The organism is Shewanella sp. 492 (genome assembly GCF_059338445.1).
Genome location: NZ_CM181702.1, coordinates 1,134,377 through 1,159,046 on the forward strand (window position 1 = coordinate 1,134,377; position 24,670 = coordinate 1,159,046).

21 protein-coding genes and 1 other RNA gene are annotated in these 24,670 nt (G+C 44.8%); 14 read left to right on the plus strand and 8 right to left on the minus strand.

Annotated features, from left to right (window positions below):
* Window positions 1-396: 396 nt before the first annotated feature.
* Both AC5YBX_RS05045 and AC5YBX_RS05050 read left to right on the plus strand, forming a co-directional pair.
* Entirely contained in the window at window positions 397-2,544 is a 2,148-nt protein-coding gene (locus AC5YBX_RS05045; RefSeq protein ID WP_494524465.1) for a TonB-dependent hemoglobin/transferrin/lactoferrin family receptor, read from the plus strand.
* Window positions 2,545-2,553: 9 nt separating this feature from the next.
* Window positions 2,554-3,909 (plus strand): 4Fe-4S binding protein, encoded by a 1,356-nt coding sequence (locus AC5YBX_RS05050; RefSeq protein WP_494519740.1) that lies wholly within the window; start codon window positions 2,554-2,556, stop codon window positions 3,907-3,909.
* 275 nt (window positions 3,910-4,184) lie between these two features.
* On the opposite strand, the gene ssrA is transcribed toward AC5YBX_RS05050, so the two are convergent.
* Window positions 4,185-4,540, minus strand: a transfer-messenger RNA (tmRNA) gene (gene ssrA / locus AC5YBX_RS05055).
* A gap of 115 nt (window positions 4,541-4,655) precedes the next feature.
* Window positions 4,656-5,150, minus strand: a complete 495-nt coding sequence (smpB, locus tag AC5YBX_RS05060) for an SsrA-binding protein SmpB (RefSeq protein WP_475516211.1) — start codon at window positions 5,148-5,150, stop codon at window positions 4,656-4,658.
* A 202-nt stretch (window positions 5,151-5,352) separates the two neighbouring features.
* On the opposite strand from smpB, the gene AC5YBX_RS05065 reads away from it, so the two are divergent.
* Window positions 5,353-5,787, plus strand: coding sequence for a type II toxin-antitoxin system RatA family toxin (locus AC5YBX_RS05065; RefSeq protein WP_475516210.1), 435 nt, complete (start codon window positions 5,353-5,355; stop codon window positions 5,785-5,787).
* A gap of 24 nt (window positions 5,788-5,811) precedes the next feature.
* Window positions 5,812-6,144, plus strand: a complete 333-nt coding sequence (locus AC5YBX_RS05070) for an RnfH family protein (RefSeq protein WP_494519718.1) — start codon at window positions 5,812-5,814, stop codon at window positions 6,142-6,144.
* 120 nt (window positions 6,145-6,264) lie between these two features.
* On the opposite strand, the gene AC5YBX_RS05075 is transcribed toward AC5YBX_RS05070, so the two are convergent.
* On the minus strand, window positions 6,265-6,774 hold the full coding sequence (locus AC5YBX_RS05075) for an outer membrane protein assembly factor BamE (protein ID WP_494519717.1): 510 nt from the start codon (window positions 6,772-6,774) through the stop codon (window positions 6,265-6,267).
* A gap of 410 nt (window positions 6,775-7,184) precedes the next feature.
* Here AC5YBX_RS05075 and AC5YBX_RS05080 point away from each other — a divergent pair, with 410 nt between their 5' ends.
* From AC5YBX_RS05080 to AC5YBX_RS05105, 6 genes are all read left to right on the plus strand, one after another.
* On the plus strand, window positions 7,185-7,994 hold the full coding sequence (locus tag AC5YBX_RS05080) for an SAM-dependent methyltransferase (protein ID WP_494519716.1): 810 nt from the start codon (window positions 7,185-7,187) through the stop codon (window positions 7,992-7,994).
* Window positions 7,995-8,050: 56 nt separating this feature from the next.
* The gene (locus AC5YBX_RS05085) at window positions 8,051-8,272 is read left to right on the plus strand and encodes an RNA-binding protein (RefSeq protein ID WP_494524466.1); all 222 of its coding nucleotides are present in this window, start codon (window positions 8,051-8,053) and stop codon (window positions 8,270-8,272) included.
* A gap of 1 nt (window position 8,273) precedes the next feature.
* A complete protein-coding gene (locus tag AC5YBX_RS05090; protein ID WP_494524467.1) occupies window positions 8,274-10,049 on the plus strand; it encodes a GGDEF domain-containing protein in 1,776 nt (591 codons plus the stop codon).
* A gap of 1,202 nt (window positions 10,050-11,251) precedes the next feature.
* Window positions 11,252-12,886, plus strand: coding sequence for a malate synthase A (aceB, locus tag AC5YBX_RS05095; RefSeq protein WP_494524468.1), 1,635 nt, complete (start codon window positions 11,252-11,254; stop codon window positions 12,884-12,886).
* A gap of 128 nt (window positions 12,887-13,014) precedes the next feature.
* Entirely contained in the window at window positions 13,015-14,340 is a 1,326-nt protein-coding gene (gene aceA, locus AC5YBX_RS05100; RefSeq protein ID WP_494524469.1) for an isocitrate lyase, read from the plus strand.
* Window positions 14,341-14,806: 466 nt separating this feature from the next.
* The gene (locus AC5YBX_RS05105; protein ID WP_494524796.1) at window positions 14,807-16,207 is read left to right on the plus strand and encodes an HDOD domain-containing protein; all 1,401 of its coding nucleotides are present in this window, start codon (window positions 14,807-14,809) and stop codon (window positions 16,205-16,207) included.
* A gap of 22 nt (window positions 16,208-16,229) precedes the next feature.
* On the opposite strand, the gene AC5YBX_RS05110 is transcribed toward AC5YBX_RS05105, so the two are convergent.
* From AC5YBX_RS05110 to AC5YBX_RS05120, 3 genes are all read right to left on the minus strand, one after another.
* Window positions 16,230-17,054 (minus strand): M90 family metallopeptidase, encoded by an 825-nt coding sequence (locus AC5YBX_RS05110; protein WP_494524470.1) that lies wholly within the window; start codon window positions 17,052-17,054, stop codon window positions 16,230-16,232.
* Between the two features lie 417 nt (window positions 17,055-17,471).
* The gene (locus AC5YBX_RS05115; RefSeq protein WP_494524471.1) at window positions 17,472-17,900 is read right to left on the minus strand and encodes a CopG family transcriptional regulator; all 429 of its coding nucleotides are present in this window, start codon (window positions 17,898-17,900) and stop codon (window positions 17,472-17,474) included.
* Window positions 17,860-18,603 (minus strand): AAA family ATPase, encoded by a 744-nt coding sequence (locus tag AC5YBX_RS05120; protein ID WP_494519709.1) that lies wholly within the window; start codon window positions 18,601-18,603, stop codon window positions 17,860-17,862. Before AC5YBX_RS05120 ends, AC5YBX_RS05115 begins: the two co-directional genes overlap by 41 nt.
* Before the next feature lie 516 nt (window positions 18,604-19,119).
* Between AC5YBX_RS05120 and AC5YBX_RS05125 the strand changes: the two genes are divergently transcribed.
* The 3 genes from AC5YBX_RS05125 (at window position 19,120) to AC5YBX_RS05135 (ending at window position 20,388) form a co-directional block, all read left to right on the plus strand.
* Window positions 19,120-19,338 (plus strand): DUF3820 family protein, encoded by a 219-nt coding sequence (locus AC5YBX_RS05125; protein WP_494519708.1) that lies wholly within the window; start codon window positions 19,120-19,122, stop codon window positions 19,336-19,338.
* 133 nt (window positions 19,339-19,471) lie between these two features.
* The gene (locus AC5YBX_RS05130; RefSeq protein ID WP_475516942.1) at window positions 19,472-19,774 is read left to right on the plus strand and encodes an NrfJ; all 303 of its coding nucleotides are present in this window, start codon (window positions 19,472-19,474) and stop codon (window positions 19,772-19,774) included.
* Between the two features lie 113 nt (window positions 19,775-19,887).
* A complete protein-coding gene (locus AC5YBX_RS05135) occupies window positions 19,888-20,388 on the plus strand; it encodes a GNAT family N-acetyltransferase (RefSeq protein WP_494519707.1) in 501 nt (166 codons plus the stop codon).
* 12 nt (window positions 20,389-20,400) lie between these two features.
* Here AC5YBX_RS05135 and AC5YBX_RS05140 read toward each other — a convergent pair whose 3' ends face one another.
* Complete coding sequence (locus tag AC5YBX_RS05140) at window positions 20,401-22,143, minus strand: bifunctional metallophosphatase/5'-nucleotidase (RefSeq protein WP_494519706.1); 1,743 nt, start codon at window positions 22,141-22,143, stop codon at window positions 20,401-20,403.
* 129 nt (window positions 22,144-22,272) lie between these two features.
* Complete coding sequence (locus AC5YBX_RS05145; protein ID WP_494519705.1) at window positions 22,273-23,388, minus strand: CNNM domain-containing protein; 1,116 nt, start codon at window positions 23,386-23,388, stop codon at window positions 22,273-22,275.
* A gap of 146 nt (window positions 23,389-23,534) precedes the next feature.
* On the opposite strand from AC5YBX_RS05145, the gene rlmN reads away from it, so the two are divergent.
* Window positions 23,535-24,656: a dual-specificity RNA methyltransferase RlmN gene (gene rlmN / locus AC5YBX_RS05150; protein ID WP_494519704.1), complete on the plus strand. Its 1,122-nt coding sequence runs from the start codon at window positions 23,535-23,537 to the stop codon at window positions 24,654-24,656.
* The last annotated feature ends 14 nt before the right edge of the window (window positions 24,657-24,670 follow it).

Genomic DNA, 24,670 nt, shown 5'->3' on the forward strand with positions numbered 1-24,670 from the left:
TGAAGCCAGAATAAGGTTAATCGTGTCGCCCCTTGTTTTATATATTGCTTATTTTGTTGGCTTTACTGTAAAAGTAACACCTTAATTAGGCTTATTGGCTAAGCTGCCATTGTCGGTCACTTTTCATCTCATTGCCCTTTCATCATCTGTACAGCATTATTGAATGTAAAACCTAGATAGTATTTAGCTTAAAGTGAAGTAGTTTTTATTAATATTCAAAGATTTATTTACTTTTCTATTGATTGTTTTGTGTGTCACCTCTCATTTGTAGATTTCCTTTTTATCAATAAATACTTTTAAAACAAAAGGTTAATTGTGCTGCGGCAATGTGTCGCATTCTCTGGCGAAAAGCTGCTGTTTATACTCACGTCATCGATAACCTACTGAGATATCAACGTGACGAATTCGGTTTTATTTGGGGCGCCATTCGCTCTTTTCCTTTGTTCTACTTCTGTTGTCATGGCGGCTAACGTCGATGAAACTATTGTCATTGTAGGCAGTCGTAGCGCTGCGGCGATTTCAGAGATAGGTGGTAGCGTGACACGTATCGATGAACAGACGATGAAAAAGCATATGGCGAACAATCTACAAGATGCGATACAGGCCGAACCCGGCGTTTATATGGCTGGGATAGGTAAATTTGGCCTGGGTAGTTTTAATATCCGAGGCATGCAAGATGATCGCGTTAAAATCATGATAGACGGAGTCGAGCAGCCGCTTTTTTTTAAAGCGGGTAGTGGTTCGCCGCACACCAGTGTGATTAATCAGTATGCCAATAATATTGAACTCGATACCTTAACTGCCATCGAGATCAATAAAAATGCCGCATCCAGTTTATACGGCAGTGACGCTATTGGTGGGGCGGTGATGCTACGCACTAAAAACCCTGATGATCTGCTACAGGGAAATGAGCGGGCGCTCATTATCAGCGGCGGATACAGTGGCGAAAACCACGGCATAAAAACCACATGGGAGTCTGCTTACGATGCAAGCGGCTGGCAAGGGATGGCAATTTATACGCTACGTGATAGCCAAGAAACCCTCACCCATAAGGATGGGATCGATGTCGTGGGTGTAACAAGAGGGCGGGCCGATCCTGCCGATTACTTAAGCCACAATCTATTGTTAAAAGGCATTGCACAGCTAGATGAGCAGCAACTAAGTTTAACCGTTGAAATGTTCAAGCTTGATGGCGAGAGCGAACTACTGTCGATGGAAGGTTATCGAGTCGAAGGTCGCCGCGGTGCGCCAGATACCGTATACAGTCAAAATAGCCTAGACAGCCAGCAACAACGATTACGGTTAACCGCCAGTCATGAGTGGCAAGCCGATATGGCTTGGTTTGATAGCAGTCAGTTGCAGCTTAGCTGGCAGCAAGCGCACACGGATAACGATAACTACCGCACTAAAAATACCGATTGCTTGCAAGGGTGCGTACTGGTGCGTAACCGAAAAGACAATAATCTGCAATTGCACAGTCAGTTTGATAAGTTCTTGAGCTATTCGACAATGACTCAGCAATTGAGCTATGGATTATCGGTTGTGCGCAGTGAGTTTAATACCTTCTATGAAGATATTGAGCTGCAAAGTGGGTTACACAGTGACAGCACCACGCTAATGCCCAATGCGACATCTTTACGTACAGGCCTCTTTTTTAAACAGCGCCTGAATATCGACAGCCTGCCTTTGCACTGGGATTTCGGCGTACGGTTTGATGATCACCAAGCTGAGCCCGATGGCGATTTAGCGTCCCATCATAGTAATGCCGTGACCTTCAATACTGGTGTGGTATATCGGGTTAATTATGCTTTGTCGACCTATGCCACAGTAAATAGTGGTTATCGAGCCCCATCTTTATACGATCTCTATTATCAGCTCGAACTTCCTCACGTTATTTTAGACGCCAATCCCAATTTAGATGCGGAATACAGTGTGAATTATGAACTCGGATTGCGTTACTTCTCGTCAAGGCTCAGTGCCGAGTTAGCCTTATTTAACAATGATTTTCGTGACTTTATCGATACAGTTGTCGATGACAGTGCGTACCCTTCCCATCAGCAATATCAAAATGTTGGCCGCGCTAAAATACAAGGCATTGAACTGAAAGCCGAGTTAGCCTTAGAGCCACTTTTACCGGGCAGCTATCTGAGTATGGGGCTGGCCTGGGCCGATGGCGAAAACCTCAGTACCCAACGGCCGCTTGACAGTGTGGCTCCCTTTAATGCCAGCATGACCTTAGGGTTCGACAGTGATTCGAGCGAGTGGGGCGCATTGCTCTTTGCTAAATATGCCGACCATAAAGCTGCTGACGATTGGAGTTCGCCAGACAATTTAACAGCACCAGCGTATTTGACCCTCGATTTACAGGGATATTGGCAAGTCTCAACACAATGTCGGCTGCAGTTGGGGCTCAATAATCTGACGGATGAACAATATTGGTTATTTGGAAACGTTGCAGGGCTTAAAGCCGATGCGCAACTCAATATTGATCGTTACAGCCAACCGGGTCGCCACATTAACGCCACCGTTAACTATCGTTTTTAAGGCGTTAAGATGAACAGATGTGCAAACCGTTTCGGCTTAACCCTAGTGCAGTGGTTGGTTGTGGTGTTGTTTTTAGTCACGTTAATGTCGGGTTGGTTGCTGCCCGAACGCAGTGAACTGTGGATTAAAAGTCTATTTTGGGGATTTTTCTGGCCACTCCTAACGGTGTCGAGCCTGCTGTTGTTCGGCTCAATGTTTTGCAGTATTTGTCCGCTAGGTACGCTCGGGCGCACTCTGAGTAAGCGCTATGGCCAGCGGCGACTACCGCGTTGGTTGCAACATGGTGCCATTAGCTTAACCGTGTTGGTCGGTGGTTACTGGCTGGTGGATGCGGCAACTGTGGGGTTTACTCGCTTGCCGCTTATCGCCACCTTACTCGCGTTTAGTAGCCTGCTCCTTATGTGTATTGGTCTGTCTCTCTATTATCGTCATGCGCCCTTTTGCCGCAGCGTCTGCCCTTTTACCATAATAAATCAGTGTTTTAGCCATTTAAGTCGCTTAGGCTTAACGGCGAATGCACAGGCATGCCAAGGATGTAGTACGGTGCAATGTAGCCGAGCATGCCCTAAACAGTTAACGGTGCATAAGGCCTATATTGAGCCCATTAGCGACTGCCACCTATGTTTGCAGTGTTATGGTCAGTGCCAGCAGCTCACATTGGCATGGTTACCTAGGCACAAAGCAAAGCCACAACCGAGTTTACAACCACAGAATAAGCGCGGCAGAGGGGGATTTTATGTGCTGGCTTACCTCATATTAGCGGCGTTAGTTGTGGTGCAAAGTCAGCTGAAACATCGCTGGGATAACAGTGTCTTGCATGCTGATTTGCCCTGGAATCGCTTTGCTGAGTGGTTTAACCAGTTATTGACGTTACCCACTTGGTTTCAAAGCGCCTCTTTAGTCATTATGTTGTTCGCTATCGCGCTCACCCTGTGCTGGATGGCGGCAATGGCCGCCTTTGCCAGTAGGGTTAATCGTCAGGCTCCGATTCAATTTATGCCGGCTATGGTGGCGGTGAATACCCCGATGATTTTATGTTTACTGCTTTCCCATGGATTGCTGTCATTTATGGTGCGTGGAGCGCCGCAATTATGGCGTGGTTTTGGTCAGTTGACGGGCTTGATGTTACCGGAGTGGAGTTGGAATATTGCTCGAGGTGCACCAGCATTAAGTTTGCTTGGGTTCATTTTGTGGGCAGGCATCGCTTGGACAAGCCTATTGGCTTGGCGCTGGGCACGGCAATGGTCACTGCCTTTTTGGCAACGCACAGTGCTGTTTCTTTGTGCTAATGGCTTAGTCTGGTTGTTTCTGGGGTTGCGACTAGGTGGCATGCTAGTGGCGGTTCAAGCTGAGAGTTGTCATTAATTTAGCGACGCTGTTAGCGTTAATGTCATTGCATAGACTGCAATATTTATAAATATTCAGTTTTAACGACCGACGCCAGCGACTCTATCATCGTAAACCGCTATCAAGGCGCTAACTTATCTATTAAAGCTCGGCTGCGGATTAATAAAACCAGTCTTGATACTCACTTCTTCAGTAACACTTGCGCCGGTAAATGACTGATACAAAAAAGCCGCTAAACCCGTCTGGTAGGGGTTTAGCGGCCTTTTGAAGGTTATTGCTAACCTTGGTTTTGTTGGTGGAGGCGGCGGGGCTCGAACCCGCGTCCAAAAAGCCTACATCCTCGGCGCTACATGCTTAGTCTCTCTTTTGGTTAACCAAGTACACTCCGAAAGACAGGATTGCAATTGGCGAGTTCAGTACTGTTTCGCGGTTCACCCCTGAACGTGGTTCCCTCGCTATCAAATGTAAAGGTGACCATCTTATTACTCTGCCCATTTGAGAAACGTGAGCAAGATGGCTAGCTAGCCTAAGCTGCTAGAGCGTAGTTATCGTCGTTTGCAACTATAACTGTGCGGCTTTTTACGAGGCCAACCGCCCCTCGGCATGCTCCTAGGGTTTCGTGAATCTTGTCGAATCCAGAATCGCCCCCAGTACAATTTGATTGTAACCGTGAATGCCTCTATTACCAAGGATTAATCCAGCGCTTACAATCGATTGTTGTTTATCTGTACGTTTTACCTATTTAAACAGTAGATTATCTAGGATTACTGTTGAACGGCTTTTTTCATCGTACGAGATTTTTCAATCTTCCACTCGCGCTCTTTAGTATCATCGCGCTTATCGTGTTCTTTCTTGCCTTTACCTAGGCCAATCTCAATTTTTACCCAGGCGCCTTTGCGCCAATACATAGAGATAGGCACAATGGAATAACCTTGACGGTCGACCAACCCCTGAAGTTTGTCCAGCTCTTTACGATTAAGCAACAGCTTTCTGTCGCGCATCGGATCGCATACGACATGGGTTGATGCTGTATTAAGTGGGGTAATGGTACAACCGAACAGATAAGCCTCACCATTACGCAAGAACACATAGCTCTCGGACAGGTTTACTTTACCGACTCGAATCGACTTTACTTCCCAGCCCATTAAGGACAAACCAGCTTCAAATTTTTCTTCAAATTTATAATCGAAAGTCGCGCGCTTATTGCGTGCAATCGTCGCTGATGGGTTTTTTGAGTTTTTTGCGTTTTTCTTAGCCATAGACCGCTATTATACGCGCGGCAATTTAATTTGGAATTGGCTGAACACATTATTTCTGTTTTTTGTTGGGTTTAGTGAATTTGGTGATGGATTTTTGTTCTCCTTTGGGCGGTGTAGCATAGGTGATCCTTAAGGCTGGTCGTGTTAAAATTGCGGTCAGATTTTTATTTGTCAGCCCGATGGTGTTAGGTAAAGCAAGCATATGGCCAAGATTTCCCGCAGTGTATTAGTGCGTTTTAGTGCGATGCAGATGTATGAGCTAGTAAATGATGTTGAGTCTTACAAAGAGTTTCTACCTGGCTGCGTTGGTGGCAAAGTCCTTGAATTTGACGGTCAGACCATGGTCGCCTCGGTCGATGTTTCCAAGGCGGGGATCAGTAAAACCTTTACCACTCGAAATCAGGTTATCCCCGGTGAGCGTATTGAATTAGCGTTAGAAAATGGTCCATTTAAACATTTAAACGGCTGCTGGGTATTTACGCCATTAACCGAAGATGCCTGTAAGGTCGATTTTGAGCTCAATTTTGAGTTTTCTAATCCCATGGTTGATATGGCATTTGGCAAGGTGTTTAAAGAACTCATGTCATCTATGGTCACGGCTTTTACTAGCCGAGCAAAAGTCGTTTATCAATCTTAGTTTACTGAAGGAAGTTGAGTCGCGATGATAGAACAAGAGAATTTTGCGGTTGAAGTGATCTATGCACTGCCGACACAACAGAAGCGTATTACGGTAACGGTCGCTCCTGGCACTACGTGTATTGAAGCGGTTAAACAAAGTGATATGTGCCGTTTTTTTCCTGAGATAGATCTTGAAAATGTAAAGCTGGGGATTTTTAGTCGTGCTGTTAAGCATGATGAGGTGCTAGAGCCTGGGCAGCGGGTGGAGATTTATCGTCCGTTAATTGCCGACCCTAAAGATGTGCGCCGTAAGCGTGCTGAAAAAGCTAAAGATGAGGGCCGCGCCAATAAAATTACTGGTGGTCGGGTAAGATAGCCAAATTCGTTTGGTGGAAGGCAATAAAAAAGGTTCTTACGCTGATGCGATAAGAACCTTTTTTATTAAAGTAAGCGTCACTCATTGCTAAATGAACTTAGTTAAACGAGCCTAACTGTGTTATTCAAATTCTTGCTGTTTATTCAGTTCTTGTGTTTTTTGCTCTTCAACTAATGGTTTAGTGTCTGGTCGTTGCTCAGGGTTGAGTGGTACCAAGTCACCTTGTTCGCTGACTAAAGATCTTATTTCTGGTAGAGAGCTTTGCTCTAGTGGCGTCGTAAACTCTGACGATAATTCATAGTCGCCAACCACTTTAGTCAGTTTATCTTGTTCAAAATGCAGCACTAATTCTTTATGAATGATGCTGGCGTCACGGCCACTTTTGTAATGGTAGACATAGTACCAAGTGTCGTCTGCGAAACTATCGCGCAGTACGGGGCGACCCAAAATATACTCAACTTGTTCTTTGGTCATTTCGATGCGGAGTTTTTCGACCTGCTGGGTTTCCATATAGTTGCCTTGAGGCACATCAGGTTTATAAACCAACCAATCGAAGACACTACATGCACTGAGTGAAAGTGACAATGCGGCGACACCGATTAGAGTAATGCTATGTTTTTTTATTGTCATTGAATGCGCTACTTCCCTAAAAATCTGCCAGTCATAATACCCAAGCTATCACCTTGCTGACAAGCGCTATCGTTATTAATCAGATAAGACGCATGCAGATAAAACAAGCTGTTGTTAGAAAATGCTCTATCGTAATAGCCAGAGTTGAATGTTGGGTCTGACAGGCATAAAGCGGATAAGTTTCATCATTACGAAGGAGTCTCTATCTAAAACAGGCATCATGTTGACGTTTTGATTTAATCGATTTGTTATCTTATGTTTGCATTGTTAAGGAATGTGGTAAATTAAGTGTGTAGCTTTTGTGGTTGCGTCTAGTAGGCGTATGCTGCATATAACTCGAGCGAGTAGAGTTCGTTATTTGTCTGAACTGAAAGGCCGATGATTAATGTCATGATGGAATTGAAATAGCTATGAAGCCTAATTGTGGTGTCGGTAGTTTAGTGTGTGTGGGTACAGGGCTAAATTTGGCTGGGCAGATCAGCTTGATAAGTAAGAGTTATATTGAGCAGGCCGATGTGGTTTTTTCGCTAGTGCCAGATCATTTTGCACAATATTGGCTTGAGTCGCTTAATGATGATGTGCGTTCCTTACAATGTTTTTATGCTCAAGGCGATGAAGTTAAAAATCGTCGTGATAGTTACCAACAAATGGTTGATGCCATTATTGATGAAGTGTGTGCCAATAAAAAGGTAGTGTGCGCGCTTTATGGCCATCCTGGTGTGTTTGCGTCTGTATCACATATGGCTATTGCTAGTGTTCAACAACTAGGGTTTAGCGCAAAGATGGAGCCGGGTATTTCGGCAGAGGCATGTTTATGGGCTGATATGGGGATTGACCCTGGTGACTCAGGCCACCAGAGCTTTGAGGCGAGTCAATTTATGTTTTATTGCCATACTCCCGATCCGGCGGCGTATTTGCTGCTTTGGCAAATAGGTATTGCTGGTGAGCATACAATGACTCAATTTCATACCAGTGCCGAGAGACTGCAAATATTGGTAGAGCAGCTAAACCAGTGGTATCCGCTTGACCATGAAGTGGTGTTATACGAAGCCCCTAATTTACCGATACAAGTCGCCCGTAAGGAGTATTTAAGATTACAAGATTTACCCAGCGCAGCATTAAGCCCTATAACGACCTTGCTTATCCCCCCCGCGCAAGCGTTAAGGGTGAATCATGCGGTATTGGCTAAATTGGGTATTACTGCCGCAGACTTAGGCTGATATGGGAAAAACTAACGGAATATGTTGAATTAAATAATAAAAATGGAGAGTAATAGATGGCAACAATCAATGATTTTTTTGAAAGGTTAGGATCTGACGCTGCGTTGCTAGAGGCTTATCAGCGTGATCCCAAAGGAGTGATGAGAGCCAATGGATTAGATGATGAAGCGATAGACGCCATTATGTCAGGCGACAAAGCAAGAATCGATCGCCTCATTGGGCCTAGTAAGCAAAGCGTGGTATATCAAATAGTGTATGCACCTAAAGATAAAAAATAAATTGAAACGTTATAGCGTATTTCTTGTTGTGCTAACCATGGTCTTGTCGCAGGCCGTGGTCGCCGACGATCTACAAAATATTGATACCTCACTTGATGCACTTGAAACTGCCGTTGCGTCAAGGCCCGCCGATTTTGAAAAGATACAGCAGCAGATTGAGCCCCAATTCGCTGAGCTTTCATCACAGCAACAAGCCCGTTTTTGGGTATTGAATAGTGTTTACCATATTTATCAATCCGATTATCACCGCGCGCTTTCGATGCTAAATCAAGCGGAAGCGTTATTTCCCTCCGACACCATGCTGACGTCGATTTATCTGTACAAGGCCACCGCATTTATTGGTTTAAATGCTTTTTCACAAGCGCTTGATGTTATGGAGACCAACCTTAGCCGGATTGAGTCATTAAATGATGTACAGTTAAAAGTCAGTTCTTATTTGCGCCTTGCAGCATTGTTCCTTGAAATGGAGGCGTGGGAAGAGATAGAAACCTACGCGAATCAGGCGTTACGTCTTAATAACCGTCAAGATCCCAAAAACCACTGTTACGGCTTGTTATATATAGCGGTGGCTAAGTTGAAAAAAGAGCAGCTTGATAGTGCTTATGCGCAGTTCAATGACAGCATGAATTATTGTCGTGATAATAATTTTATTATGATTGAAGCAATGTCTATCAAGGGCTTAGGCGATGTTGAACTTAAGCGGGGAAATATCGAGTCCAGCATTCGCTTTTTAGATCAGGCGCTACAAGCCTATAAACCCTTTCAGTATCAAGTTGAGATTAACCATATTCATTCATTATTGGCGGTCGCCTATCATGATTTAGGCCTGTCGCAGCAAGCTCAATATTATGCTGATCTTGTGATTGCGGCGCCTAACGATGGCATTAACCTTCAATATCAAAAAGACGCTTACAAAGTGTTGGCCGCCTTATCGCAACAAAGAGGTGAGTTTGAGTTAGCGTATGGTTATTTGAATCGCTATCAAGATATCAGCGAAACATTACATAACGAAACTAAAGCTAAGGCTTACGCCTACCAATTAGCTAGGTTTGATAACGTTGAAAAAACACGTGAAATTAAGATGCTCAATCAAGATAGGGCCTTGTATACCGCGCAGCAAAAAGTGATTGAGTTGCAACGATATAAAGAAAGCATGGCGCTGTTAGTTGCACTAGGATGTTCGGTGTTTTTTATTATTTTTGGCACAACCATGTTTGTGCAAAAACGTAAATACAAACGTGTCTCTGAACTTGATCCGTTAACGGGGATATTTAACCGCGGTACCGGGCAAGATTTGGCTGAAGATCTGTTTATTGATGTTATCGCCCGTCAAGGAATGTTTAGTGTGGTGATGTTTGATCTCGACAATTTTAAAGCGATTAATGACACCCTTGGTCATAGTACTGGCGATTGGGCATTAAAAAATGTTGTTGAAGTTGTTCGCCCGCTACTGAAAAGCCGCGATCTGTTTGTACGTATGGGCGGGGAGGAGTTCGCGCTATTTTTGCCCGACTATAATGCAGAGGTCGCAATCCACTTTGCAGAGCAGTGCCGTGCGGCAATTGAGTCTATCAATACCAAGCCTCATTCCCGAGAGTTAGTGATCACTGCCAGTTTTGGTGTGACGACCAATATAGAGACTGATTTAAGTCTTGATCCTATGATGAAGCGCGCTGATATCGCTATGTATCAAGCTAAGTCACAAGGCCGTAATGCAGTGGTTGAGTATCAAGATACCATGTCCATGGTGGCTGATATTACTCAAGCGGCCTCATAAGCTTTATTGCTACATAGTTGTATTAATTCACAGATCTCCTTTCTCAGTCCCATTGAGCTTATTAATCTCTCGCAGACCCTCGTGGTGTAATCATATCGATTCCGCTTTCAGTCTATTGTCGACCTTACTGTTTATTCGTTATCGCTCTCTCGACTCGATGTGGAGAGCCGTACTCTACTTTTTTATTTATGGTGTGTTGTGCAGCAAGTCAGCAGCACTAAGCCTAAAAGGAGGTTACTGTTTTAGGTATTGAATCTTAAAAGCTTTGTCGCTGTAGAGGCTAGTAATAGATATTCATACAACTGCAAGTTAACTTCTGTATTGGTGACTAAGGGAGAAGGTTAGTAGCATAAATTTAACCGCATTAGAGCTTTCGCCATGAAGATGTCTTGCTTATCGACACATCATCCTATGTTGTTCCATTAGCCTGCTAGGTAAGTCTGCTTCAAATAACTCGAAATGATAAGTGCTTAACAGAGCATGGAATATAGATAAATTTAAAAATAAATACCGATTAACCAATGTTTTTTGTGATGTTGATCGACAAACGTTGCGGTAATGTTAACTCACGCTATTTCGTGATGCGATAACCTTTACGTAAACGTAATAATGAAACGGGTGTTTTATTTGTTGTTGATTAATTTTACAGTCATCCATCTGATCTGTATCGGTTTTTGCTAATTACCTTTAACGTTAATCAAAACAGGGTTAACAGAAAGTTAAGGTGGCGGCGTGCACATCCTGTGTAATCTTAGTGTTACGCGGTGTAATTAATTAACGTTGTTAATTACAGCTTGGGGGTGTTGGTCAAATTGTCAGACAACTTAAGTTTTTGCTATCCAATATAGCTGAGGTGTTTAATTATTCCGTTTTAAATTAATGTCTTGTCTGGGGTTTTTGGTTTGGTCATACCAATTTTCTGGCCAATGAAAGGTGCTGTGTGATTCATTTTCTGCTCAAGGTGACTGTTGCAAATACAACCTTTTGTTAGTAGGTTTTGTTCAAAAGGTACATGTGTAGTCCATTTGTAACACTCGCACACATTTACAAGATTGCCATGTTAGTGGACGAACGATGTTAATTGTTGTGCACCATTGTTGTGAACCTTAGTTTAACAAAAGCTGCCAATATTGACTGACAACAGATATAACCAAATGAAACTAGAGCTTACATAAGACGCTATGCACTCGGGAGATATTAGGATGAATGAACCAGTATTAAATAAAGACCACACGGACACATCCATTCGCATTACGGGTGAAAGTGTTGAAGGACAAGATACGATACTTAATGAAGGTGCGTTAAGTTTACTCGAAGTGTTATGTCGTCAATTTGCCGATGAGGTGCCTAGCTTGTTGGCTGCACGTAAAGCTAAGCAAGCGGTGATTGATGGTGGCAGTTTACCTGACTTTTTGCCTGAAACTCGCGCTATTAGAGACGGCGACTGGCAAATCCGTGGTATTCCTGACGATTTAACCGACCGCCGCGTTGAGATAACCGGCCCGGTTGATCGCAAAATGATTATCAATGCCCTGAATGCTAACGTTAAAGTGTTTATGGCCGATTTTGAAGATTCGCTAGCACCAAGTTGGTCTAAGGTGATTGACGGACAAATCAATTTACGTGATGCGGTGCGCGGAGAGATTGAATTTACCGCTCCAGAAACGGGTAAGCGTTATGCCTTAAAAGACGATCCTGCAGTGCTGGTGTGCCGCGTACGAGGTCTTCACCTTATTGAAAAGCATGTCGAGTTTAACGGTAAGCCTATTCCTGGTTCGCTTTTCGATTTTTGTCTCTATTTTTATCATAACTACCATCAACTATTGGCAAAGGGCAGTGGCCCCTATTTTTACATTCCTAAGCTTGAAAGCCATGTTGAAGCGCGTTGGTGGGCTAAGGTATTTGCCTTTGTCGAAGAACGTTTTTGTTTAACACCGGGCACCATCAAATGTACTTGTTTGATTGAAACTCTGCCTGCAGTGTTCGAAATGGAAGAGATCCTTTATGAGCTGCGCTCAAACATCGTCGCGCTTAACTGTGGTCGTTGGGATTATATCTTTAGCTACATTAAAACCCTTAAAAACCATCCTGATCGTGTATTGCCTGACAGACAAGCCGTCACCATGGATAAGCCATTTTTGAGTGCTTATTCTCGACTCTTAATTAAAACATGTCATAAGCGTGGTGCCTTAGCCATGGGCGGAATGGCGGCATTTATTCCCGCTAAAGATCCGGCGCAAAATGAAGCGGTATTGACCAAAGTGCGTGGTGATAAAGAGCTTGAAGCGCGTAACGGTCACGACGGTACTTGGGTTGCGCATCCTGGCCTTGCCGATACGGCGATGGGTATTTTTAACGAATATATTGGTGAAGATCATGTCAACCAGTTGCATATTACTCGTGATGTGGATGCCCCGATTTTAGCCCGAGATCTGCTATTACCCTGTGACGGTGAGCGAACCGAAGCCGGTATGCGCCTCAATATCCGCATTGCCCTGCAATATATCGAAGCTTGGATCAACGGTAACGGTTGTGTGCCGATTTACGGCTTGATGGAAGATGCGGCCACTGCTGAGATCTCTCGAACCTCTATTTGGCAGTGGATCCAACATAAGCAGAAGTTGTCCAACGGCAAACTAGTGACGAAGGAGTTATTCAAAGAGATGCTCGTAGAGGAATTAGCCAACGTTAAGCTTGAAGTCGGGCCCGATAGGTTTACTCGCGGCAGCTACACTCAAGCAGCTGTACTGTTAGAGGATATCACCACTTCAGATGAGTTGGTCGACTTCTTAACACTACCAGGCTATGAAATTTTAACCCAGGCTGACGAGCTTTAATGATTTAACTTACTAATTTAATTTGAATAAATGGGGTAAATGGTTTACCCCAAATCGCAATATTTAGCGCCTTTGGAATTAAGCAGTATTGATTGGCACTGAATCCTAACATACAAATGGAGATGATTATGACTAAGGCAGCTACACAGATTTCACGTCAAGAGCAAATTGATGCGATAAAAAAGGACTGGGCTGAAAATCCTCGCTGGGCAGGCGTTCGTCGTCCTTACACAGCGGAAGAAGTAGTCGCCTTACGCGGATCGATTGTGCCAGAAAATACCCTTGCAACTCGCGGTGCTGCCAAGCTATGGGAATTGGTTAATGGCGGCGCGAAAAAAGGCTATGTTAACTCGTTAGGTGCTTTAACTGGTGGTCAGGCTGTACAACAAGCTAAAGCCGGTATCGAAGCCATTTACCTTTCAGGTTGGCAGGTTGCGGCCGATGCCAACCTTGCGGGCACCATGTACCCTGATCAGTCGTTATACCCCGCTAACTCAGTACCAGCAGTAGTACAACGTATCAATAACTCGTTCCGTCGTGCTGACCAAATTCAGTGGAGCAACGAAATTAACCCTGAAGATGAAGGTTATACTGACTACTTCCTACCGATCGTTGCCGATGCTGAAGCCGGCTTCGGTGGTGTGTTGAATGCTTACGAGCTGATGAAAAATATGATTGATGCGGGTGCGGCCGGCGTTCACTTTGAAGACCAGCTAGCGTCAGTGAAGAAATGTGGCCACATGGGCGGTAAAGTACTAGTACCAACTCAAGAAGCGGTACAGAAACTGGTTTCTGCACGTCTTGCGGCCGATGTAAGCGGCGTTGAAACGCTGGTTATTGCACGTACCGACGCTAATGCGGCAGATCTGCTGACCTCTGATTGCGACCCATACGATGCTGATTTCGTTACTGGTGAGCGTACATCTGAAGGTTTCTACCGCGTGAATGCGGGTATCGAGCAAGCGATTTCGCGTGGTCTGGCTTATGCACCTTATGCCGATCTTATCTGGTGTGAAACCGCTAAGCCCGATCTAGAAGAAGCACGTCGTTTTGCTGAAGCAATCCATGCGCAATACCCAGATCAGTTGCTTGCTTATAACTGCTCACCGTCATTTAACTGGAAGAAAAACTTGGATGACGCCACTATCGCACGTTTTCAACAAGCCTTGTCTGACATGGGCTATAAGTACCAGTTCATCACCTTAGCCGGTATTCATAACATGTGGTACAACATGTTTGATCTTGCTTATGACTACGCTCGTGGCGAAGGCATGAAGCACTATGTTGAAAAAGTACAAGAAGTGGAATTTGCCGCGGCGAAGAAAGGTTATACCTTCGTGGCGCACCAGCAAGAAGTGGGTACTGGTTATTTCGATAAAGTGACCAATGTTATTCAAGGCGGTCAATCTTCAGTCACGGCTCTAACGGGCTCTACCGAAGAAGATCAGTTTTAAGAGTAACCTTTTCGACTTGCTGTAGTTTACAGCGGTTGTTCCTCGCACTGTGTCCTACGTGCAGTGCGGGGGTTTTTATTACCATCCAATTTGGATAGTTAGTTTAGCGTGTTTTGGCGGCCTACCTTGAGTCGCCTTTTTTATGTCCTTAATTCTCACCAATGATGTTGGCTTGTTAACCTTATACTAGGGGTTATGGCTACGCTATAAGGTTTATCATGCTTGCTATTATCCACAGCCAGCGGGATAAAGCGAAAGGCGAAATTGTGATGTGATGCAAAAGTATTCACCCTCGTGGATATGTAGCTGTTATGTTGCGATTTTTTGTGTCTATACTTACTTACGACTTTTCGTCGGCTTATGACGCGATGACATTCTTTCCCCCATTTGAGTCGAGTAACCATTGAAGGCAGTTAATCCTGGTAAAGGCACCGATTATTGGACCAAGCGGATCAGTGAGCAAGAGATGCCTGCGCTGTCATCCATGGTTAAATCGTTAGAGACATTAGCCAAAGATGATACCTCCTCCTTAGCCATTTTAGGTCGCAGTGTGATGCACGATAATGCGTTAACTTCGCGCATATTACGGGTGGCGAACAGTGCGATATATAATAAGGGGATCTCCCATGTCACCACGATTAGCCGCGCAGCTGTGGTGATAGGTTTCGATACTATTCGTAATATCTGTATCACCGCGAAATTGCTCAGTAGCCTATTAGATAACAAGGGATTATCTGAACCGGTATACCAACGTCTGTTGCGTTTAATGGCGCGTGCCTTTCAAGCTGCGATGCTGGCTAAAATGATGTTGAGTGAACACGATGAAGAGTTACAGGAGGAGGTGTTTGTTGCCGCGTTGCTCTATCACTTAGGTGAAAGCGCCTTTTGGAGTATGGGAGGGGAGATCACCGAGCGACTCGACGCCGATTTATTAGGCGTTGCGCCAGCATTGCAAGGCGCGCGGGTGCGCGAGCATCTAGGTACTTCATTTAATCAATTGTCGATAGGCATAGCAAGAAGTTGGGGTTTAGGTGATGTATTAGTTAAGTCTTTATCTCAACCCGATGATCGCATGCCAGAGATTAGGGCGATTTTTTTAGCCAATAAGATCAGTGAACAGATGCAGGCTAACCCTATCGATATTGCGCTGCTGAATAAACGCATTAAGCAGGCTGCCGATATGTTGGCTATTGATGTCGATGAATTTAAAGGCCAGATGCGCAGATGTAGTGATGCCACCCAAAAACTAGCCGACAGTTATGGCGCCAAAGTGTTAGTGGATTATTTACCTAGCGCCAAAGTATTAGCGCTACCGATGGCGCAGGGAAGTGCAGTGCATGAGGTGCGACAGCCCAATATCTCAATCCAAATGAGTAAACTACGGCAATTAACCGATTGCGCCATCAGTCGCGCTCACTTTAATGAGGTCATTGGCATTACTTTAGAGGGGATGCTAATGGGGATCGGGCTTGACCGGTGTAGCGTCATGTTGCTATCGCCTAATCGTAAGCGTTTGCAACCGCGTATCGTGTTGGGGGATAACGCCGAGTCGATGAAGCATGACTTACTTATTGAGCTGCAGCCGCGTAAAAGTGTCTTTTCTGACTGTATTGATAGTAAATTGCCGCTGTTTATCGATAATCCTTATGCGGATAAGTGGCGTTTACCTACCACGAGCGAGTTAATTGAGCATACCTCGGCTACGGGGTTTATGTTGGCTCCAGTGATCATCGACAATAAAGTGATTGGTATTTTGTATGCGGATCGGCACAGCTCGGATAGGCCAATTATTCAAGATGACTTTGAGCGTTTTACCCACTTTACCCAACTCACTAACGTGTGTTTGTCGATGTCATTAGGTCGTTAACGTTATTAAGACTGAGCCCCAACTAATGCCAGTTGACGGGATCGAGATTAAAAAAGTGACTCATCTGCTGATATAGCGCTGGGTGTTGTTGATGAAATTGTTGTGGCTGCTCAAAAAAAGTTTCGGTTGCCACCGCAAAAAACTCGGCGGGGTTAGTCGCGCCGTAATAGTGAAACAGCGAGGGCAGTCGATGTTCTGCTTGATACTGCAAGGTTTCATATTCTGTCCGCATTACCTCAGACCAAGAGGTGTAATCTTGGGGGGAGGCTAAAATAGGTGCACCGTTGGCGTGACCATCCTCTTGGTCTAGCTGGTGGGCGAATTCATGGATCACCACGTTATGGCCATTATCTGGTGAAGCGGCATCGTCTTTTGTGGTATCCCATGACAGAATTACCTTACCAAACTCCCAAGATTCTCCTGATAATATATTTTGCCTATCCCATACAACGCCGTCGCTATTACGCTGTGAGTTGTTAACGACAAAGAGGTCTGGATAGACCAATATTTGTTTTAGTTTGGGAAAATAATCAGTTGGTCGATTGAGCAATAACAAGCAGGCTTGCGCTGCAATGGTGACCTTGATCTCGTCGTCAATAACGATACCTTGGCAGCCAACAAATTGTTTTTCTGCAATAAAAATCTTGATGTGTTGTTTAAGTTGTAACTGTAAGTCACTCGGCAAAGCCCGAAAGTAGGGCATACGCCGTTTGAGAATTGCACGCCAATGGCTAGGAAAGGCTTGGGCGTTAATTTGGTGTCGTTTAAATCTGACATACGCTGGCTTGAATGAAATGTAGCCAATGGCCATACCGCTTAGCAGCACGATGAGGAAAATCGCCAGCATTTCAATCTCCTTAATTCAATATAACTAATATTTGGGCGTAATGGCGATTTTCAAGGGGCGATGTGAATTGTATTAATACGTGACGCGTTCTTGTCGCCACCACCCCGTCATGGTGTAAATTGTGCTTTGGGCAGCTCTTGCTTAATAGGTATTAATGCCGTGTTAATGGTAAGCAACATGGGGCAATGCATAGACAAAAAAAGCTGGCAGTGTGGATTAACTATTTGGGAAAGTTCACTGCCAGAAAAGGTTGGAAGAAATCGAATGCTTGATTGTTGATGATCTTGTAGAAGCATGGAGCGTTATGCCAATATTGGCAGTGACGATATTGGCATGCCCAGAACAATAAGCACTCAATACTGGATTTTAAGTGTTAAATGGTAGCGACTGTAATCAGTATTAGCCTGACAGTTTAGGTCAATCGACGTTAATCGATAGCTCTTTTTGTCGACGCTCAATGGCACTGAGTGAGTAATGATGCTCAATCAAAAAGCGAATTAATTTAGATTTAGCCATATCACAACCATTGGCTAATTCTGCCAAATGGGCGATAGCGGACTCACTCAAGGTAAAGGTCGCTTTTCGATAGGGCGCCGCCCCTCTAATACGTTCCGGCTGGTTAGCACTTGCGGGCTTTATGGCTTGCACCGGCAAGCCGTTAAAGCCTGTTTCGAGTTCAATCACCTGCGCCATGGTGCGGGCTTGCTCGGGGCGTCCGCTGGCGTAATGATTAGCATCATTAATAAAGTCATTAATCAATGCATCTAACGAAACCTGTTTGGCACGTCGTTGACGATCGCCTCGTTCACACGGCGTAGAGTTTTTCTTGAGATCGGCCAGTCCCATAGTTACCTCTTAGCTTATCCATCTGTTTTTCGGCGAGACGATTACGTATTTCGGTTGCGCTAGCAGCTTGCAACATTTCACAAGCAATACTGCGGATCTCGTCAGCGGCTTTGCCCTTAGGCTGGGTTTCCATTACAGAAAGCCCTGATTCCTCACTGTCATCATAAATATTACGGCTGTAAGTGATCGCATCGAGTACGTTAATGTCGTAAGTTTTGCAAACCTCTTTGGCTTCGATAATGCGGTTAGCCTGATTAGGCAAGCTCGGGCATTGAGTGATCACAAATGAAGCGCGCATATTGGGGTTAATCATCATACAGGTGGCGACGATATCATCCATATGGCTTACTGTTTTAAGGTCGCGGCGTTTCGGTCTGAGAGGCATCAATACATGCGAGGCCACTGACATGCTAGCGCGCAGCGCTAAGTTATCTTGCCCGCCACAATCGACGAGAACATAATCATAGTGTTGTTCGAGGCTGAGTAGGTCGTTGCGAATTTTGCCGTACAGTTGCACGCAATTAATGCCGGCTAAACCACTGTTATTATTGCGCGCTTGGATCCAGTCTGAAGTGGTGCGCTGGGGATCGCAGTCAACCATAATAACTGAGGCGCCACATTCCACTGTAAGAAATACTGCTATATTTTGGGCTAGACAGCTCTTGCCGCTGCCACCTTTTTCACCGCCAATTAAAATGATCATCTTATTCCTCTCGACCGCACTGACTGCCGATACTATTCATTTATCCCGCTTGCGAATTGCCCACACTATGGTGGTTTACCTGAGGTGTTCAACTCGTAAAACTGATGCTGTTAAACAATTTAGGGACTTATACTATATTCGTCAACTGTATGAATTTTGACGCTTTTTTACCTAATGACATCTGTCATAATATTGACCTTAATGAGCAAGTGGCAAAAAGTTGGCACCGATGATGTTATAGAGTCGTTTTGAAATAAAATGTTTATTAACAGTATGTTATATTGTGCTGGTGTTGAAATAGTGTCAGTAAGCCAAACTAAGCATGTCACCTAGATGTGCAATTGCCTTGATTGTTATGCAATATTGTTTTGTTTTTGAATTTTTAATTCCAATTTAATATATCTATTGTGGGTAAAATATGAGCGGGGGGGATGACGCATTATCTGTCGCTAGGCAGATAATGCGCTTTATGTTCCAATGGTTGTTATGCACGATTAGACCAGAGAGTATCAATTAATGGATGACAAGCTATTGCTTGAGGCAATCAATCAAACCATGCCGTTTGGTAAGTATGCTGGACGTAAACTACTTGAATTGCCCGAACCCTATCTAGTGTGGTTTCACAGCAAAGGCTTTCCTGAAGGTAAGTTAGGCCAGCAGTTGGCATTGATGTATGAGATCAAACTCAATGGGTTAGAGGGAATGTTAGCTCCGTTATTAGTTCCCAAACAGTAAAGCTAATATTGGGGAATGAGAGCTTGCTCTAAAACTTTAGTATTGTTAGGCAATTTCACCGTATTGCCTAAAGATTTATCACTTAAGCCATGCTTTAATGCTGAGGTGATCTTAAATTAGATAAGGAAATATGATGATAGCTAAATTAGTACGCTTGGTTGCCGTGGCAACTTTGGCTCTGGGTATCTCTAGCGCATGGGCTGCAGGTATCGTACATGAAGGTAAAGTCGTCGACACCATGAATGCCGGTGGTTACACCTATGTACAGATTAAGCAAGCCGATAAAACTTTTTGGGCAGCAGGCCCTCAGGTCGAATTAACCAAAGGTGATGTGGTTGTGGTGCAAGAGCAGATGTGGATGAATGATTTCACCAGCAAAACACTGAATCGCACCTTTGATGAATTACTGTTTGTTGGTCGTATCGACAAAAAGTAATCCCATCGCGCGACTTCTCCTCTTAAATAGCGCCGATATGCGAACTATCGGTGCTATTTTTTTGCCTCAATTTAATGCAAACTAGCCTCACTTTAAGCCTACCTTAATCATCCATGTACAGTGTGATCCCTTATCAGGCGGGGTATGCCTTACAAGTCAGTCGACTTTACCATAATGCGGTGCAACAGATTGCGGAGTGTCATTACAGCGCGGCGCAAAAACAAGCTTGGTCCGCGGCGCCGAGATCGACCTACCATTGGCATAAACGCTTAACGCGATCGGCAGCCTGGTTAATGGTTGATACTGAGCAATGTGTTGGTGAGCAATGGCTTTGTGTTGGGTTTATTAATGTCGAAACCCATTATTATAGCCGCGGTTATATCGACAGCTTATATGTGCTGCCAGAATATCAAGGTAGGGGAATCGCAAGGGCATTGTACCAAGCCGTTGAACAGTGGGCGCTGCAAACGGGCGTTAACCGTTTGAGTGTCGATGCCTCAAGAGTGTCACACGGTCTATTTATGTCCCAAGGCTTTAACTTGCACCACAAGCGTTATCAAGAGAAGTGTGGCCAAGTGTTCCAAGCCTTCTATCTGTCAAAAACGCTGTCGTGATCCTGTATTAAGCTAAGGCCACAAGTGGCTGGTATATTCGATTTGCGGTGTTAATAGTCCGTTCAACCCTTGCTCACGCTCCATAAAGCGAATAAACGCATTAGGCAGGGTTAATTCATCTAAAGGCTGTTGCCACTGCGCCTCAAGCAGAGGATGGTAGCCCTCTTTGCCCGAGGCAGTATAAGTGGATGATACGCCATAATAATAGTCATCAATGTTCACTGGATACCATAGCTTCTGCTCATGCTGGATCCTTAACACTTCGAGTTTGAGGATCCGCTGTCCAATGGCGCGGCGGCCATCATAGCAATAGCGCAAACCGTAAGTGTACGGAAAACTACCGGCCCCGGTGCCAGAAATACTGTTATTGGTTGCCGAGTTAATTGCTGACTCAATCGTTTGGAACAAAAACCGCCCTTGAATGCGGTACTGCACCAGCGGTAGAGCGAAGGGCAACAAGCGGCCTAATACATCGGCCATCGTCACCGGCCCTTTATTTAGTGACTGGCGTACGCCGCCCGCGTTGTGCAGCGCAAAGTCGAGTTCAGTATGCAGACGCTTGGTTTCATGATAAATACTTTTACATACCCAAGGGGCGATCTCACTGCCGTGGGGCAGCGCTTTACTGGGTAAGCGGGTGTGAACTAAGTTGCGAGGAATAAAACCCAGCACTTGATGTTCGAGCGCGGTGATCGCTGGGCGATATTGTTGCACAATCACCTTGTGGATCTCATCGTTTTGCTCATCCCACAATACATGAGGATGGGTATCGAGTTGCTGCCACAGCTGCTGATAAACCTCGGGACTGACTTGCTCTTCTGATTCGATCAGTAGGTGTTTATCGAGCATAAAATAGTTACTGCCACTTAAGGCGATAACTTCACCTTGGGCATTAAATTCGATATCACACAGCCCCAGCGTTTCGGCGTATTTGCCGGCATGTAAAATAGGCGTGTTATTGACGCGCTCACCATAGGGCAGGGCGTTAATGCCTAGCTTGGCAAAGTCACCTTGCAGGGTATGCGAGTGACCACCGACGATAAGGCTAATGCCATCAACTGCCGCCGCCAGTTGTTTATCCATGTCCCAGCCTAAATGGCTCAGCACAATGATGTGATTTATTCCTTGGCGATGTAATGCATTAACCGTGTTACGCGTGGTGTCGATAGCGTTAGCAAACAAGGTGTCATCATCGGGACGTGCGATTACCTTCATTTGATCTAGAGTGATGCCCATGATCGCCATTTGAGTGTCGCCAAGGGGTTTAAGTAAGGTTTTGGCAATCTTCTCTTGATGGATATAGTCAAATAGGCGTGGATGATTTCTCAGCGGTGCCTCTTTATTGGCCTCTTCTTGGCTTAAATCCATGTTGCCAGCCAATAGTGGGAAGTCGATAGCGTCGAGAAAATCTTTTACAGGACCATTGCCCGCATCAATTTCATGGTTGCCCAGCACCATAGCATCTGGGCTCAGTCGCCTTAATAGGTCCGCATTGGCCACACCTTTAAATTGATTAAAATAAAGGGTGCCCTGAAAACTGTCGCCGCCATGGAGAAATAAGAAGGATTGCTGTGAGGCGTGTGCCTGCTTGCGTGCACTATCTATGTGATAGCCAATGCGCGCATAGCCGCCACTGTGGCTATACACTTCATACTGCTTTTGTTGCTCAGTAAGTAAAAATTGCACCCGCGAAGGATCGAAATGTGAATGAGTGTCGTTAATGTGCGCAAGCTTTAGGGTATATCTTATTGTCATGTAGGCCTCTTGTTTCAGAGGCGGATTATAACGCACCAGGCTAAAATGAAAAAGGGAAGCCGAAGCTTCCCTTTAATAATACCGTGTGACGTAACGACTTGGCATTATACCTATTGATGTCGGTTACGCTTATTTGATGACAATATCTTGTTGTTTATCGTCGCCAATATGGTCGTTACTGGCATCATCATCGAAGGCTCCTTCATCTGATATACGGATGCCTTTATGGGTCATTCGACGTTTCCATAACTTACGAGCCAGTTGCTGCATATCGGTGACAGGGTCATTGCTGTCAACGATTTCAAGCCCCAGTAGCGACTCGATAATGTCTTCTAAAGTCACCAAACCTTGGTTACTGCCGTATTCGTCGACAACCATAGCAATTTTAGTGCTTCGCTTAATCATCAATTCAAATAATGGCAATATTTTTGCTGTTTCAGGGACGATCAGCAAGTTACGCTTAAGCGCCGAAATCGGGGCGTCGGGCGTGTTACGTTCCGACAGCAATATCGCGTTACGGTTGATGTAACCTATGATGTTATCACGATCATCTTCGTATATTGGGATGCGAGTGAACGGACTTTTTTGATGCCTTTTTGCAAAGTCTTGTTGGGTCATATGGCCATCTAAGCTGAACATCACCGTTCTGGGCGTCATGATCGCAGTAACAGGCATCTCTTTAACCGATAACATCTGGGTTAAAATTTTGGACTCTTGCTCGTCAAGTTCGCCTGACTCATGACCGATTTTGGCCATGGCACTGAGCTCTTGGCGGATGTAAGCACCGTCATCACCTTTCCCCAATAACTGAGTGACCTGTTGCGACATCCAGATTAATGGCTTGGTGAGGCGCTCCATCCAGACGAGTGATAGCGATACCGTTGGTGCCAATCGGCGCCAATAGTTTGCACCTAATGTTTTCGGAATAATTTCTGAAAAGAACAGAATTAAGAAAGTCAGTACACCAGAAAATATACCTAACATCTCATCGCCAAAAACTTTTGCCGCTTGCGCGCCCGCCACTGCCGCACCCACAGTGTGTGCTATGGTGTTAAGCGTGAGGATCGACACCAGTGGCGATTCCACGTTGGCCTTTTGCTGGCGTAAACGCTCAGCCGCAGCAGGGTTAGTTTCTTTTAAATTAGCAATGTAGCTAGGGGTAACAGATAAAAGTACTGCTTCAAATACGCTACAGAGAAACGAGACTCCAATAGCGACCAAGATAATCACAATAAGGGTTATCATAGTAGGGGTAAAAAAACTCCGAGTAACAAGCCAATATTAGCTCAGCGGCAATAATATCATAGTCTATTTCGTTGCTGGCTAAAATTTGTTGGTGTCTGTATAATTCGCCGCCCTGTGGCAGGTATTTGGTGTTGAGGTTAGTCAAAATGAGTGAGAAAAAGATCAATTTATTGGATCTTGACCGTAAAGGGTTAAGAGCACTGTTTTCCGAGATGGGCGAAAAGCCGTTTCGTGCCGATCAATTGATGAAGTGGATTTATCATTTTGGCGTAAGTGATTTCGAAGAGATGACCAACATCAATAAGGTGTTGCGTGGCAAGCTTGCCGAGCGCTGTGTCATTGTTGCACCTGAGATCTCTAGCTACCAAAAATCTGCTGACGGCACGATTAAGTTTGCCATCAACGTAGGTAACGGCCAAGAAGTTGAAACGGTTTATATTCCTGAAGAAGACCGTGCAACCTTATGTGTATCATCACAAGTGGGTTGTGCGCTTGAATGTACCTTCTGCTCAACCGCGCAGCAAGGGTTTAACCGTAACCTAACGGTGTCAGAAATTGTTGGTCAAGTGTGGCGTGTATCGCATTTTCTTGGTTTTCAAAAAGAAACGGGCGATCGACCTATCTCTAACGTAGTGATGATGGGAATGGGCGAGCCGTTGCTTAACCTGAAAAACGTCATGCCAGCTATCGATATCATGCTTGATGATTTTGGCTTTAGTTTATCGAAGCGCCGCGTTACGGTATCTACCTCTGGTGTGGTGCCTGCATTAGATATTCTTGGCGACAATTTAGATGTGGCACTTGCGGTCAGTATTCATGCGCCTAACGATGAGCTGCGTGATGTGCTGGTTCCTGTCAATAAAAAGTATCCTTTGGAAGACTTTTTAGCGGCCATTCGTCGTTATTTAGCTAAATCAAACGCCAACCGTGGCCGAGTGACGGTTGAGTATGTGATGCTTGATCACATTAATGACAGCACTGAGCAAGCCCATGAATTGGCCAAATTGATGAAGGACACTCCGTGTAAAATCAATTTGATCCCATTTAATCCGTATCCCGGTTCGCCTTATGGCCGCTCGTCAAACTCACGTATCGATCGATTCTCTAAGGTGTTGATGGAATATGGCTTGACTGTTATTGTGCGTAAGACTCGCGGCGATGATATTGACGCAGCTTGTGGGCAGTTAGCCGGTGATATTCGAGACAGAACTAAACGTTTAGCGAAAAAACGCATGCAAGATAGTCAGATTTCAGTCACAATAAACTAACTTATTGTATCTGC

Coding starts and splice junctions, on each gene's coding strand:
- AC5YBX_RS05050 (WP_494519740.1), top strand. CDS start 2,554: ATGAACAGATGTGCAAACCGTTTCGGCTTAACCCTAGTGCAGTGGTTG.
- smpB (WP_475516211.1), bottom strand. CDS start 5,150: ATGGCTAAGAAAAACGCAAAAAACTCAAAAAACCCATCAGCGACGATT.
- AC5YBX_RS05065 (WP_475516210.1), top strand. CDS start 5,353: ATGGCCAAGATTTCCCGCAGTGTATTAGTGCGTTTTAGTGCGATGCAG.
- AC5YBX_RS05070 (WP_494519718.1), top strand. CDS start 5,812: ATGATAGAACAAGAGAATTTTGCGGTTGAAGTGATCTATGCACTGCCG.
- AC5YBX_RS05075 (WP_494519717.1), bottom strand. CDS start 6,774: ATGACAATAAAAAAACATAGCATTACTCTAATCGGTGTCGCCGCATTG.
- AC5YBX_RS05080 (WP_494519716.1), top strand. CDS start 7,185: ATGAAGCCTAATTGTGGTGTCGGTAGTTTAGTGTGTGTGGGTACAGGG.
- AC5YBX_RS05085 (WP_494524466.1), top strand. CDS start 8,051: ATGGCAACAATCAATGATTTTTTTGAAAGGTTAGGATCTGACGCTGCG.
- aceB (WP_494524468.1), top strand. CDS start 11,252: ATGAATGAACCAGTATTAAATAAAGACCACACGGACACATCCATTCGC.
- aceA (WP_494524469.1), top strand. CDS start 13,015: ATGACTAAGGCAGCTACACAGATTTCACGTCAAGAGCAAATTGATGCG.
- AC5YBX_RS05105 (WP_494524796.1), top strand. CDS start 14,807: ATGCCTGCGCTGTCATCCATGGTTAAATCGTTAGAGACATTAGCCAAA.
- AC5YBX_RS05110 (WP_494524470.1), bottom strand. CDS start 17,054: ATGCTGGCGATTTTCCTCATCGTGCTGCTAAGCGGTATGGCCATTGGC.
- AC5YBX_RS05115 (WP_494524471.1), bottom strand. CDS start 17,900: ATGGGACTGGCCGATCTCAAGAAAAACTCTACGCCGTGTGAACGAGGC.
- AC5YBX_RS05120 (WP_494519709.1), bottom strand. CDS start 18,603: ATGATCATTTTAATTGGCGGTGAAAAAGGTGGCAGCGGCAAGAGCTGT.
- AC5YBX_RS05125 (WP_494519708.1), top strand. CDS start 19,120: ATGGATGACAAGCTATTGCTTGAGGCAATCAATCAAACCATGCCGTTT.
- AC5YBX_RS05130 (WP_475516942.1), top strand. CDS start 19,472: ATGATAGCTAAATTAGTACGCTTGGTTGCCGTGGCAACTTTGGCTCTG.
- AC5YBX_RS05135 (WP_494519707.1), top strand. CDS start 19,888: ATGTACAGTGTGATCCCTTATCAGGCGGGGTATGCCTTACAAGTCAGT.
- AC5YBX_RS05140 (WP_494519706.1), bottom strand. CDS start 22,143: ATGACAATAAGATATACCCTAAAGCTTGCGCACATTAACGACACTCAT.
- AC5YBX_RS05145 (WP_494519705.1), bottom strand. CDS start 23,388: ATGATAACCCTTATTGTGATTATCTTGGTCGCTATTGGAGTCTCGTTT.
- rlmN (WP_494519704.1), top strand. CDS start 23,535: ATGAGTGAGAAAAAGATCAATTTATTGGATCTTGACCGTAAAGGGTTA.